The organism is Rhizobium sp. AN5 (assembly GCF_900215255.1).
Taxonomy (GTDB): domain Bacteria; phylum Pseudomonadota; class Alphaproteobacteria; order Rhizobiales; family Rhizobiaceae; genus Agrobacterium; species Agrobacterium tumefaciens.
Map to the genome: position 1 here is coordinate 2,164,940 of NZ_OCMJ01000004.1, position 12,588 is coordinate 2,177,527.

The 12,588-nt window shown below is 58.4% G+C and carries 15 protein-coding genes; 7 read left to right on the forward strand and 8 right to left on the reverse strand.

What is annotated here, in order from left to right:
* The first annotated feature begins 188 nt into the window (after nt 1-188).
* Nucleotides 189-725, forward strand: coding sequence for an AAA family ATPase (locus CRP02_RS23320; RefSeq protein WP_097172419.1), 537 nt, complete (start codon nt 189-191; stop codon nt 723-725).
* Nucleotides 726-940: 215 nt separating this feature from the next.
* Here the strand turns inward: CRP02_RS23320 and CRP02_RS23325 are convergent, their stop codons facing one another.
* The 6 genes from CRP02_RS23325 to CRP02_RS23350 form a co-directional block, all read right to left on the reverse strand.
* Entirely contained in the window at nt 941-2,059 is a 1,119-nt protein-coding gene (locus tag CRP02_RS23325; protein ID WP_003513936.1) for a branched-chain amino acid ABC transporter substrate-binding protein, read from the reverse strand.
* A 118-nt stretch (nt 2,060-2,177) separates the two neighbouring features.
* Nucleotides 2,178-2,531 carry a DUF6867 family protein gene (locus tag CRP02_RS23330; protein WP_003513938.1) on the reverse strand — a complete coding sequence of 118 codons (354 nt, stop codon included), beginning with the start codon at nt 2,529-2,531 and terminating at the stop codon, nt 2,178-2,180.
* A 171-nt stretch (nt 2,532-2,702) separates the two neighbouring features.
* Complete coding sequence (locus tag CRP02_RS23335) at nt 2,703-3,431, reverse strand: ABC transporter ATP-binding protein (protein WP_003513939.1); 729 nt, start codon at nt 3,429-3,431, stop codon at nt 2,703-2,705.
* Nucleotides 3,431-4,309, reverse strand: a complete 879-nt coding sequence (locus CRP02_RS23340) for an ABC transporter ATP-binding protein (RefSeq protein WP_097100801.1) — start codon at nt 4,307-4,309, stop codon at nt 3,431-3,433. The genes CRP02_RS23335 and CRP02_RS23340 overlap by 1 nt, the downstream gene beginning before the upstream one ends.
* On the reverse strand, nt 4,309-5,661 hold the full coding sequence (gene livM, locus CRP02_RS23345; protein WP_410171782.1) for a high-affinity branched-chain amino acid ABC transporter permease LivM: 1,353 nt from the start codon (nt 5,659-5,661) through the stop codon (nt 4,309-4,311). Before livM ends, CRP02_RS23340 begins: the two co-directional genes overlap by 1 nt.
* Nucleotides 5,662-5,710: 49 nt before the next feature.
* Nucleotides 5,711-6,613, reverse strand: coding sequence for a branched-chain amino acid ABC transporter permease (locus CRP02_RS23350; RefSeq protein ID WP_013636726.1), 903 nt, complete (start codon nt 6,611-6,613; stop codon nt 5,711-5,713).
* Between the two features lie 335 nt (nt 6,614-6,948).
* On the opposite strand from CRP02_RS23350, the gene cysQ reads away from it, so the two are divergent.
* From cysQ to CRP02_RS27665, 5 genes are all read left to right on the forward strand, one after another.
* On the forward strand, nt 6,949-7,743 hold the full coding sequence (gene cysQ / locus CRP02_RS23355; RefSeq protein WP_097172420.1) for a 3'(2'),5'-bisphosphate nucleotidase CysQ: 795 nt from the start codon (nt 6,949-6,951) through the stop codon (nt 7,741-7,743).
* 396 nt (nt 7,744-8,139) lie between these two features.
* The gene (locus CRP02_RS23365; RefSeq protein WP_097172422.1) at nt 8,140-9,183 is read left to right on the forward strand and encodes a DUF2793 domain-containing protein; all 1,044 of its coding nucleotides are present in this window, start codon (nt 8,140-8,142) and stop codon (nt 9,181-9,183) included.
* 191 nt (nt 9,184-9,374) lie between these two features.
* On the forward strand, nt 9,375-9,650 hold the full coding sequence (locus CRP02_RS23370; RefSeq protein ID WP_003513963.1) for a DUF1153 domain-containing protein: 276 nt from the start codon (nt 9,375-9,377) through the stop codon (nt 9,648-9,650).
* A gap of 220 nt (nt 9,651-9,870) precedes the next feature.
* A complete protein-coding gene (locus tag CRP02_RS23375; RefSeq protein ID WP_097172901.1) occupies nt 9,871-10,152 on the forward strand; it encodes a GNAT family N-acetyltransferase in 282 nt (93 codons plus the stop codon).
* A 154-nt stretch (nt 10,153-10,306) separates the two neighbouring features.
* Nucleotides 10,307-10,465: a hypothetical protein gene (locus tag CRP02_RS27665; protein ID WP_179784110.1), complete on the forward strand. Its 159-nt coding sequence runs from the start codon at nt 10,307-10,309 to the stop codon at nt 10,463-10,465.
* Between the two features lie 21 nt (nt 10,466-10,486).
* Here CRP02_RS27665 and CRP02_RS23380 read toward each other — a convergent pair whose 3' ends face one another.
* The gene (locus tag CRP02_RS23380) at nt 10,487-10,690 is read right to left on the reverse strand and encodes a DUF1059 domain-containing protein (protein WP_097172423.1); all 204 of its coding nucleotides are present in this window, start codon (nt 10,688-10,690) and stop codon (nt 10,487-10,489) included.
* A 311-nt stretch (nt 10,691-11,001) separates the two neighbouring features.
* The gene (locus tag CRP02_RS23385; protein ID WP_013636730.1) at nt 11,002-11,352 is read right to left on the reverse strand and encodes a flagellar export protein FliJ; all 351 of its coding nucleotides are present in this window, start codon (nt 11,350-11,352) and stop codon (nt 11,002-11,004) included.
* A 481-nt stretch (nt 11,353-11,833) separates the two neighbouring features.
* On the opposite strand from CRP02_RS23385, the gene ctrA reads away from it, so the two are divergent.
* Entirely contained in the window at nt 11,834-12,538 is a 705-nt protein-coding gene (gene ctrA, locus CRP02_RS23390) for a response regulator transcription factor CtrA (protein WP_003491823.1), read from the forward strand.
* The last annotated feature ends 50 nt before the right edge of the window (nt 12,539-12,588 follow it).

A 12,588-nucleotide genomic window follows, 5' to 3' on the forward strand; every position in this document is an offset into this window, starting at 1 on the left:
GCATCTGATGTGATACGGTTCGGAAAACATATATTTTCCGCCTAAGCGTAGAGCATCAACTTATTCGCCGAGCGAGTGCAGCATATTTCTTCTCCCCTCGGAGAAAAGAAACAAGCGGCAACGCCGCAATCCAAGCCCCCCAAAAAACATCACCTTCCATCCAACCCAGACCCCGCAGGGAGGTTCCCATGGACCATTTCATTATTCTTTCCGGCTGCTCCGGCGGCGGCAAATCAACCCTGCTTGCCGAGCTTGCTCACCGCGGTTTCGCAACCGTCGAGGAACCGGGGCGGCGGATCGTTATCGAGGAAACGAGAAATAACGGCACCGCCCTCCCCTGGATCGACCTCGAGGCCTTCGCCCGCCGGGCGATCGCCGTGGCGCTGGAGGACCGGCAAAAGGCGCCAGCGGAAGGCCTCGTCTTCTTCGACCGCGGCCTGATCGACGCCGCCTCAGCACTTCACCATATAAGCGGCGATGGTTTCATCGAAACGCTGCGGCGCACGCACCGCTATAACCCGCTGGTCTTCCTCACCCCGCCCTGGCCGGAAATCTACCGGGGCGACAGCGAGCGCAAGCACGGTTTTGAGGCGGCAGTGGAGGAGTATCACCGCCTGCTGCACGACTATGCCCGATTGGATTATGAGACGATTGTGCTGCCGAAAGCCCCCGTCACGGAACGTGCCGATATCGTCCTGGAGAGGCTGGCGGTTGAAGCTGGCTGAATGTGCGATCATGGCTTCGAGCCTTTCCCATCACCGTCATTCCGCCTTTGAGATGGAATCCGGCTGACGTGCGGCTGGGAGAGTCCTTCAACCCAAGGACTTAGGCTGGCTGAGTTCCGGCTCCAGGCCCGCATGATGGCGCCGGGAATGCCCCGCACCAAAAAGCAGAAAGCCCGGTCTTGCGACCGGGCCTCCGTATTGCAGTCCAGTAAGACTTACGTCCCCTGCTGGATGTAGGTGAACTTGCCGTCCGGGCCCTTCTTCCACTCGTACATGACGTAACCGGGAAGCTTCGGGTCGCCCTTCTCGTCGAAGGAGATATCGCCAAGTGCGGTCGGGAAGGTGCCCTTCTTCAGCGCTTCAGCAACCTTTTCCGGCTCAACGGAACCGGCAGCCTTGGCAGCACCGGCAATCGCCTGCAGGGCGGCGTAGGAGTAGAGCGTGTAGGCTTCCGGGTTGAAGCCGGCGGCCTTGAACTTCTCTACCAGTTCCTTGTTTTCAGGACGCAGCGTCGGATCGGGACCGAAGGTGTTCAGCGTACCTTCGACAGCGTCGCCGGCGATGGAAGCAAGTTCGTTCGAGACGATACCGTCGCCCGAGATGAGCTTCGCTTTCAGACCCTGGTCAGCCGACTGGCGGATGATCAGACCGGCTTCGGTGTGCAGGCCACCCCAGTAGATAACGGAAACGCCGGCTTCCTTCATCTTGGAGATCAGTGCGGAGAAGTCCTTGTCGCCGACATTGACGCCTTCATACATTGCTTCCGTCAGGCCGGCCGCATTGGCTGCCTTCTTGGTTTCGTCGGCAAGGCCCTGACCATAGGGGGTCTTGTCGTGAATGATGGCGATCTTGGCGTCCTTGTAGTGGTCGGCCAGATACTTGCCGGCAATGCCACCCTGCTGGTCGTCACGACCGCAGGTGCGGAAGGTGTTCCACAGGCCACGCTCGGTGAAAACAGGGTTGGTCGCAGCAGGCGTTACTTCGAGAATGCCGTTTTCGGCATAAACTTCGGAAGCCGGAATGGAGACGCCGGAGTTGAAGTGACCGACGACGAACTTCACGCCATCAGCAACGAATTTGTTGGCAACCGAGATACCCTGCTTCGGGTCGGAAACGTCATCGCCGAGAACGATCTTGATCTGCTCGCCGTTGATGCCGCCTGCAGCATTGATATCCTTCGCAGCCTGTTCAGCACCCTTCTGAAGCTGAGCGCCAAATGCGGCGTTCGGGCCTGTCAGCGGGCCGCCGACAGCGATCACGATATCGGCCCAGGCCGAACCGCTGAAGGCGACCATGGCGGTCAGCGCAACGGCGGAAAGAAGAGACTTCTTCATTACTATACTCCCAGTTCCTTTGGATGGGTTGACTACCAGGACCTGTTCAGTACCCACCTTAACCGAACAGGAAACGTTCCACTCACGCGAGTATCGTGCAGCCGGAGGAATCCGGCTGTCAATCTTTCTTTTTATATGAAAATGCCGACGTCCGATCGTAGAGCCAATAGTAGTTATTGACCATCTGGCTCGTCCTGCGCATGCGGAAACCGATGCTGGAAAAAGCCAGAAGAAGAACGACGTCAAACACGTAGTAGAAGCCGTTGATGAACGGCCCGTTGAAAAGCGCGAAATGCAGAAACCGCATCACGAGCCCCAAAGCCAGCGTGTAGATCACCACACGCGGGAAATCGCCCCAGCCATCGGCGACGGATCTGCCCGTGCGCCACGCCGTCCAGAAACCAAGAAGAACAACCAGTGCGCGCAGAATATAACGCACGCCGCTATCGGTCTCGAATAAAAGGCCCTGCATCTTCTTTCCCCATCAGCGCCGGGATGCAAATGTCCGGCCCTGCCTTGTTTGTCGTCCCGCCGTTTTTCCGGCAGGCATTTTATTGTTTGCCACCGGCCATTTCCCCTTCGAAAACGGCCGGCGGCGGTTCGTTATCTTGCGCCGCAAAATTTCCGGCGCAAGTAAAATCTTTCAGTGCCGGCCGCCTTCGAGATAGGCCGCGCGTACCTGCGGATCAGCCAGCAATTCCCTGCCCGAACCGCTCATCGTCACCTTGCCGTTGACCATCACATAGGCACGGTCGGAAAGTTTCAGCGCCGCAAAGGCGTTCTGCTCCACGAGGAAGACGGTCAGGCCCTCTTCCTGGTTGAGCTTCTTGATGGCCTCGAAGATGCCCTTGACGATCAGCGGGGCAAGGCCCAGCGACGGTTCGTCAAGAAGCAGCAGTTTCGGCCGTGCCATCAGCGCGCGGCCGATGGAGAGCATCTGCTGCTCGCCGCCGGAAAGCGTGCCGCCACGCTGGCTCTGACGTTCTTTCAGCCGCGGGAACATGACGAAAATCTTCTCGACGTCCTCTTTGAAATATTTGAGGTTGTCGAGATTGGCGCCCATCTGCAGGTTTTCCAGCACCGTCATGCGCGGGAAAATCCGGCGGCCCTCGGGTGACTGGGCAATACGCTTGCGGGCGATGAGGTGCGTCGGCAGGCGGGTAATGTCTTCGCCGTCGAACGTCACCTGGCCCGTGCGCGCCTGCGGGCTGCCGCAGATGGTCATCATCAGTGTCGATTTGCCAGCGCCGTTGGCGCCGATAAGGCTGACGATCTCGCCCTTGTTGACCTCGACATCGACACCGGCCAACGCCCGGATGTTACCGTAATAGGTTTCGACACCCTGTACTTTGAGAAGCGGTTCACCGGACATCAGGCCACTCCTCCGTCGAGTTCTTCCGCAATCACGTCTTCCACTTCATCATCCTCGACACCCAGATAGGCGGCGATGACCTTCGGGTCGTTCTTCACATGGTCCGGCGAACCGTCGGAAATCTTCTGGCCGTATTCGAGAACCACGACGTGATCGGAGATCTGCATCACCACCGACATGTCGTGCTCGATAAGAAGCAGCGACGTGCCTTCATCGCGGATACCGCGCAGCAGCGCATTGAGCGCCAGCGATTCCTTCGGGTTGAGACCGGCCGCCGGTTCATCGAGGCAGAGAAGTTCCGGCCCTGTGCACATGGCGCGGGCGATTTCCAGACGACGCTGCGCGCCATAGGGCAGATCGCCGGCCGGGTCGTCGGCGCGGTCGGTCAGATCGGCCTTGTCCAGCCAGTATTTGGCCTTCTCGATCGAACTGTTGACCGCCCTCTTGTAGGCGGGCAGGCCGAGAAGACCGAGAATGGTGTAGCCCGATGCCTTCATCAGCGCATTGTGCTGCGCCACCAGCAGGTTTTCCAGAACCGTCAGACCCGAAAACAGGCGGATGTTCTGGAAGGTGCGCGCCACCTTCGCCTTCTTGGTGATCTCGAAATCCGGCAGGCGCTCCAGAAGATGCGCCTCGCCGGTTTGCTGACGCATGGTGATCATGCCCATCGTCGGCTTGTAGAAGCCGGTGATGCAGTTGAAAACCGTGGTCTTTCCAGCACCGTTCGGACCGATCAGCGCCGTGATCTCGCCGCGCTTCGCCTCGAAGGAGAAGTCGTTGATGGCCATCAGGCCGCCAAACCGCATCGAGAGATGTTCGACCTTGAGGATCGTATCGCCAGTTAGATTGGGTGTCATGTTTGTCGTTCCGGAAGCCATCAACCGTGACCTTCCTTGGTAAAGCTGCCCGAGACGGCCTTGCGTTCCCTGAGGAAGGCCGTCGGTTCTCGTGAGCCGACAAAGCCGCGCGGCTTGAACAGCATGACGATGACCATGGCGAGACCGAACAGCAGCATGCGGTAGAGTTCCGGCGTGAAATCAGGCCCGAAGACATGCTTCAGGAATTCCATTTCGCGCAGCAGCTCCGTGCCGCCGACCATGACGAGGGCGGCAATGGCGATGCCCGTGAGCGAACCCATGCCGCCGAGAACGACGATGGCGAGGATGACGGCCGATTCCAGGAAGACGAAGCTTTCCGGCGATACGAAACCCTGACGCGCGGCGAAGAACGAGCCGGCGAAACCGCCAAACATCGCGCCTGTCGCAAAAGCGGTAAGCTTGGTGATGACGGTATCGATGCCGAGCGAGCGGCAGGCGATTTCGTCTTCACGCAGCGCTTCCCACGCACGGCCGATCGGCATGCGGCGCAGCTTGATGGTGACGTAAGCCGTCAGCATGCACAGAAGCAGGATCACGTAGAACAGGAAGATCTTGTAATAGGCCGACGACATCGTCAGGCCGAAGGCCTTGGCGAAGTTGTTCGGCGCGCCGACATCGAAGGACCAGATGCCGAAGACAGACGCCTTGGCGATGCCGGAAATGCCGAAGGTGCCCTTGGTCACATCCGTCCAGTTCAACAGCACGAGGCGGATGATTTCACCGAAGGCGAGCGTGACGATGGCAAGATAGTCGCCGCGAAGTCTGAGCACCGGGAAGCCGAGGATGATACCCCAGAAGCCCGCAAGAATGCCGGCCACCGGCAGAAGCACCCAGAAGGACAGGCCGAGATGGCTTGACAGCAGCGCGTAAGAATAGGCGCCGACCGCATAGAAGGCCACATAACCGAGATCGAGCAGGCCCGCGAGGCCGACGACGATGTTGAGGCCCCAGGCCAGCATCACATAGATCAGGATCTGGATGCCGAAATTGTCGACGAATTTCAGGGAACCCTGAAAACCGAACAGCTGCACGGCGATGACGGGATAAAGCAGCAGCAGGACCAGCGCGAGCTTCAGGAAGTGCTTGTGGAAAAAGCCTTTTTCCTCGGAGATTTCCAGAATGCCGCTTTTGGCCTTGGCAAGCTTGCGGCGATCCATCGACGGCCGGATGAAGCCGACCATCAGGAAACGGCCGATGGCGGCGACGCCGACGAAGATCGACAGAAGCCCCCAGCGGGTGCCCCAGATAAGCTGGTTGTTGATATCCTGATAGGTAACGATACCGACGTAAAGAATGAACATGCCGAGCGAGACGATGCCCGCAAAGATGCCTTCCTTCACCGCCGTTGCCATCAGGCTCGGGCTGGAAGTGTCGTTTTCGGAAGCGATATTGGTCATGGGATCACACCTTCTCGACTTCCGGACGACCGAGAATACCGGTCGGCTTGAAGATCAGCACGAAAGCCAGGATGCCAAATGCCGCGACGTCCTTGTAGGCAATGGAGAAATAGGCAGACCAGAGAGATTCAATGAGGCCGATCAGGAGACCGCCGAGAACGGCGCCAGGAAGCGAACCGATACCGCCGAGAACCGCCGCGGTAAACGCCTTGACGCCCGGAATGAAGCCATCGTTGAAGGATGCGACACCGTAATACATCAGATACATCGTACCGGCGACCGCCGCGAGTGCGGCACCCATGATGAAGGTGATCGAGATCGTCTTGTCGACATCCACCCCCAGAAGGGCCGCCATCTTGCGGTCCTGTTCGGTGGCGCGCTGCGCCCGGCCGAGCGGGGTCTTGTTGACGATGTACCAGAAGGCGAACAGCAGCACCGACGTCACCGCCATGATGATGAACTGCTTCAGCGAGACGGTGATGGAGCCGAAATGGTAGCTTTCCGTCACCATGGACGGGATCGGCTTGTTACGCGGACCCTGTGTCACCTGGATGAAGTTGGACAGCGCGATCGACATGCCGATGGCGGTGATCAGCGGCGCAAGGCGGAACGAGCCTCTGAGCGGACGGTAGGCCACGCGCTCGATCACCCAGTTCCACAGGCCGGTCATCAGCATGGCGACGACCATCATCAAAATCAGAAGAAGCGCCACCGGAATACCGGCAAAAAACGATGTTGCGATCAGAAAAACGATCAGCGCGGCGAAACCGCCAAGCATGAAAATATCGCCATGGGCGAAGTTGATCATGCCGATGATGCCGTAGACCATCGTATAGCCAATTGCGATGAGGCCGTAGATCGATCCAAGAGTCAGCCCGTTGATGAGCTGCTGGATAAAATACTCCATGTCTTTCCCCTGGGCATGACCTCTAATGAGCCACGCCTCGTTTATGTTAATTATAGGGGGAACCTTTTCGATTAGCCCCCACCTGCAAAATGCATATCGTGTTCGCTAAAAATGTGAAGTCAAAAACGGGCGATCCTGCACAAAATTTGGAATTTCCACATTCGCTGCCGTTTTCCCGATCAGAATAGCCAGGATTTCGGCAGTAAGTGCTAAAAAAATGGCGTCCGAATGCTTATTTCAGTGTTGCCTGACGCATTGTTTGACGGGTGGCGGGCAAAAGAGTAGCGAAATAGAGGGGCAAAGGATCCCCGGCACGAAATGGCAACGGCAACAAGATGATCGACATATTGACGAAAGCGGCGCTGGACGCCGGGCAGGCAATCATGGCGGTCCATCGCGCCGGGCCACACGTATCGTACAAGGACGATTGCTCACCCGTGACCGAGGCAGACCAGCGGGCGGAGGTGATCATTCTGCAGGCACTGGCTGCGCATTTTCCCGAAATCCCGGTCATTGCCGAAGAAGCGGTCTCGAACGGCATTCTGCCGGAGACAGGCGCGGAATTTTTTCTGGTCGATCCGCTGGATGGGACCAAGGAATTCATTTCCGGCAAGGATGATTTCACCGTCAATATCGCCCTGATCAGAAACGGCGTGCCGGTTGCAGGCGTCGTTTACGCCCCCTGCCGCGGCCAGGCCTGGACCGGCAAGGACAACAGCGCCGAAAAGCTCGCAATATCAGGCGAAGGCGCGATCCTCGCGCGCCACCCCATCCGGGCACGCCAGCGCGGCGCCTCCCCCGTGGCGCTGATCAGCCGCTCGCACTGTACCGCGAAAACAGAAGCCTTCGTGGCCGAACACGGCCTGAAAGATTGCATCTCCGTCGGTTCCTCACTGAAATTCTGCATGCTGGCGGAAGGTGCTGCCGATATCTATCCCCGCTTCAGCCGCACCATGATGTGGGATACGGCGGCAGGCGACGCCGTACTGCGCGCCGCCGGTGGCAGAACGCTGGATTGCGAGGGCCGGCTGCTTGCCTATGAGGTGAGAGGCGATGGTGAAGATGCACTCGCCAACCCGGATTTCATTGCCGAGGGTGCGATGGCGCTTGCGGCGGATATCGCGCGATAGGACGGCGGCGAAACTTCTATGCCTCCTTGGGTGATAAGCCATTCGCTTCGGTGTATGCGGCGTACCCCCTCTGCCCTGCCGGGCATCTCCCCCACAAGGGTGGAGATCGACTCGTGGCGAGGTCCCGCCAATCTCGACGTTTGAGAACGAAGCGGGGGGTAGCACATCTAGCTGATCTCCCTCCTTGTGGGGGAGATGCCGGCAGGGCAGAGGGGGTGAAGCCGCAAACACCGAAGCAAAGGCTGCTCTCTCCCGCTCGCCCACAGCCACCCTTCTCCGCAACCACGGAACACACCCCCACCGAAGCCGCAAAATAATTTCATCCCCGCTCATCCCCGCCCCGCCGCGCCGCATCACAATCGCCGGCGAACAGCCACCGAGCGCGGAAGAGACATCATGACTGAACAGACGGCGAGACTTCGGCTTCCTTATATCCTGCCCTCGCAGGCTCAGAAACACGTCACCCACAATGAGGCGATGCAGCGGCTGGACGCGATCGTCCAGCTGGTCGTCAAGGACGTGGTCGCCGCCCCGCCCGACAATGCGCCGGAGGGAGACTGCTTCCTGCTCTCGCTTGACGCCGCTGGCGACTGGGCGGGCAAGGGCGGGAAGCTCGCCTTCCGACAGGACGGTGCGTGGCTGCTGATAGCACCGCAGCCCGGCTGGACGGCATGGTTTGCCAGCGAGGGTAAACATCGCGTCCTGCGGGACAGCGCATGGCGGGACTTGCCGCTGCCTGCCGCAGCTACCCTCGAAAGGCTTGGCATTGGTACACAGGCCGATGCCACCAACCGTCTGGCGCTTGCCGCCCCCGCCAGCCTCTTTACCCACACAGAAGAGAACGGCAACCACCGCATGGCGATCAACAAGGCGACAAAGGCCGATACCGCCTCGCTGCTGTTCCAGTCCGGCTGGAGCGGCCGGGCAGAAATGGGCCTTGCAGGCAATGACGGTTTTTCGATCAAGACCAGCGCCGACGGCATTTCCTGGCACACGGCCCTTTTGTGCAGCGGCGACGGCAGGGTCACGATGCCGAACCGGCCCGTGGTTCTGGCCAGCCTGCCTTCGGGCACGACGAGGCCGCCCAACGGCTCGGCTTCGGGGTTTTCCATGCTCTTCATCGACGAGGGTGGTTTCGTTCTCGGCGACGCGGTCGGCACAGGCGGCGGAAGGGAACTCGTCGTTCCCGTGAAAGGTCTCTATCTGGCCACCCTGTCGCTTGCCGTGATGTCCTCATCCGGGCACCGGGTTTCGCTTACCGTCAACGGTGCGGCTGGCGGCCTCACTGTGGCGGGCAACGCCTCCAATGCCGGCACCTCGCAGTCGACGACCTTTATCCTGCCTCTCAATGCTGGCGATCGCCTGCGACTGTTGCATGAGGGAACCGTGGAATTCGCCCACGGCAGCGGGAAAACGTGCCTTTCGCTTGCGGCCCTGTGAGGAAAACAACCGATGGACGATAAAAAACACGATTTTTGGAAAAATTTTTTCCCGACAAAATAAGGCGACTCGAACAGATCGGGCGAAACCGTTCAAATTCTTAATAAATTGTCACGAACTGCTTAGGCAATTTTTAAAGGTACGGGGCTAAAGTTCCCGTCATATGGTCTTGAGTTTGTATAGAGTGTCCAATGACCGAAATGATACGCCCACGAGTTAAATATGTCATCGGCCCCGATGGCAGCCCTCTGACGATTGCGGATCTTCCGCCGTCAAATACCCGTCGATGGGTTATTCGCAGAAAGGCAGAGGTCGTCGCCGCCGTGCGCGGAGGACTGCTGAGCCTTGAGGAAGCCTGCGAGCGTTATACGCTCACCGTCGAAGAATTCCTGTCCTGGCAGTCGTCGATTGCCGATCATGGCCTTGCAGGCCTGCGCACCACGCGCATTCAGCAATATCGCCACTAAACCAGTGCGCCGGCGCGGCAACGCGCCCAAACCGAACTTCCAAAACGCCCCGTCGTATCGACGGGGCTTTCGGTTTGATTTCGGATTTCCCCTGAAAATTGCCAGACACAGCCGGTGACTGTCACCGGTTTGTGTCCACTGCGTTCGCTATCCCGCTGTTTCAATTCAGGCGCAGGCCGTTACAGTGGAAAAAACGAAAAGCAATGCGAAGGCAGAGATCATGGATATCAAGACAACCGAAAACGGATCGCGCGGCGAATATTCAGCAACCGTCGACGGCCATAAGGCGGAGATGACCTATTCCCGCACCTCCCCTTCCCTCATCATCATCGACCATACCGGCGTGCCCGATGCACTGCGGGGCAAGGGTGTCGGCCAAGCGCTCGCCGCCCATGCCATCGATGAAGCGCGCAAGGGCGGCTGGAAAATCATTCCGCTCTGCCCCTTCTTCAAGGCCCAGACCCTACGCCATGCCGACTGGGCGGATGTTATCCAGGGGTAAGGGGTAAGGGGTAAGGGCAAAAGATAGAAAATGCGTTGCAGGTCGATAAAGTTTTAACCCAGGCGTTCCAAGATCGATAGGCAGCGGCACCATCTCGTGTTAATTTTTACGCGTTGGAGGCGATTTGTAACCGCATCGCTATCCGGAGCGGACAATGACCGAAGAACGCAAGAGGCCAGATTTGGATGATGCCGTAAGATTGCTGAATGTCGGCAATCTCGCGCTGATGCTGCGTGATTTCTGGAAGTTACTTCGATCCGCATGGCCGTCGAAGCCGAAGACTGACAATCGCGACGACGGCCAGGCAAGCTGACCTGTCATTTAAGCTAGAACGTCACGCCACCTTCAGCGGCGGCGTCCCGGCATGCATGCTCCGGCGCACTTCCTCGCGGAATTCGGGCGTATCCTTCGCGCCGTGCACCGCAACGGCGTGCTGCACGGCCGCCTCCAGAAGCTCTTCCTGAGAATCGGCTGAGATGGCGATCGAGCATTTGCTGTCGCTCGGGAATTCGCGGCAATCGATATATTGGCGGGCCATTTGTTTCCTCCCCGCTTTTGGCCCACCCGCGTCCGCGCAGGGCGCGCGTGGGACAAGCCTCCGGCTCTTGGTCGGAACCTCACTAAATTACGCCTTTCCCCAGCCCCGGACAATCGAAAACGCAGGGATTCCCTGCATCCCTGCCCCCGCAAGAAACCTGCCAGCAGGGCGCAGCGGCGCGCCAAAGCAAAAGGCCGCCAACGAGGGGCGGCCTTTCAGAAAAAAGCATGGGCATCCCGTCATTGAAAGCCGCCTCCTGATCCACCGGCAGCCGTCAATGAGGACGATCCTTATATGATCTTCGCCGATACCTAGGCGCGGGCGCGGATCGCTCCGTCGCGGTTTTCCAGTGCCGCCGCCTTTTCATATTCGGCCTGCACCTCTTCCAGAGAAGCCTCTGCGGCTTCCTGCTGGGTCTTCAGCTCCCGGATCGAGACCTGAAGATTGTCCGCACGCTGACGCGCGGCCTTGGCGAAGGTCGGATATGCGAAGTGGGTCGGATCGGTAATGCCGGACTTGCTCTCTTCCAGCGATATCTGATGCACCAGTTCCTTTGCCATCCGCTCAAACTCGGACATCATCTGCTGCAACTGGCTAAGTTGCCGGCGTTTTTCATTAACCTGAAATTCTTTCAGGCGAACCAGGCTGTCACGCGACTTCATACGCAATACTCCATGGATAGCGAGACCCGGATCAAAAAGGCACTATGCCCCCTCGATCGGCCCGTTTAACCCGCCCGCTCAACCGGCCCGGTTAACCCGTTGTGCCGGAATGATTCCCAAAAGTTACCCGGCGTTAATAAAAAAACGCCGCCGTTAACCTTTCGTTTACGGGCATCGTTAATGATAAACACGATCATTTAAGGGTCGGTAAATGCCAGGTCCAAAAAAACGGGCCCGACGATGTAAGAGTCGATTGAATCACTTAGCGAGATATCCTCACGTTAAGCTTCAATTTTGGCGATGGTGGATTCACGTGCAAAAACAGCGAAATGCCAACTTTGCTTAATAAATTCGATACACCTTGCCAAAGGCAATTAGAATTTGTTAACCATTTGGTGGCAGCCTGCAAATCAGGCAACGTCTGGATCCGCATCGCGCGAGGCAATGATTTACCAATCTGCGGGCGGCAAAGGGGATAATTATGCGGGTTCTACTTATTGAAGACGACAGCGCAACAGCGCAGAGCATCGAACTGATGCTCAAGTCGGAAAGTTTTAACGTCTACACGACCGACCTCGGCGAGGAAGGCGTGGACCTCGGTAAGCTCTACGATTACGACATTATTCTTCTCGATCTCAACCTGCCCGACATGTCGGGTTACGAGGTCTTGAGAACCTTGCGCCTTTCCAAGGTCAAGACACCCATCCTCATCCTCTCCGGCATGGCCGGCATCGAGGACAAGGTTCGTGGTCTCGGCTTCGGCGCAGACGACTACATGACGAAGCCGTTCCACAAGGACGAGCTTGTTGCCCGTATTCACGCAATCGTCCGCCGTTCCAAGGGCCATGCGCAATCGGTCATCTCCACCGGCGAGCTGATCGTCAATCTCGATGCCAAGACGGTTGAAGTGGGCGGCCAGCGCGTTCACCTGACCGGCAAGGAATATCAGATGCTTGAGCTGCTTTCGCTGCGCAAGGGCACGACGCTGACCAAGGAAATGTTCCTGAACCACCTTTATGGCGGCATGGACGAACCGGAACTGAAGATCATCGACGTCTTCATCTGCAAGCTGCGCAAGAAGCTCGCAAATGCCGCAGGCGGCGCAAACTACATCGAGACCGTCTGGGGCCGCGGTTATGTCCTGCGCGAGCCTGATGGAGCCACGGAATTTCTCGAAACCGCCTGATCCCCTTCAGGATATGGCAGTTTTTAAAAGACCCGCTGGCGACAGCGGGT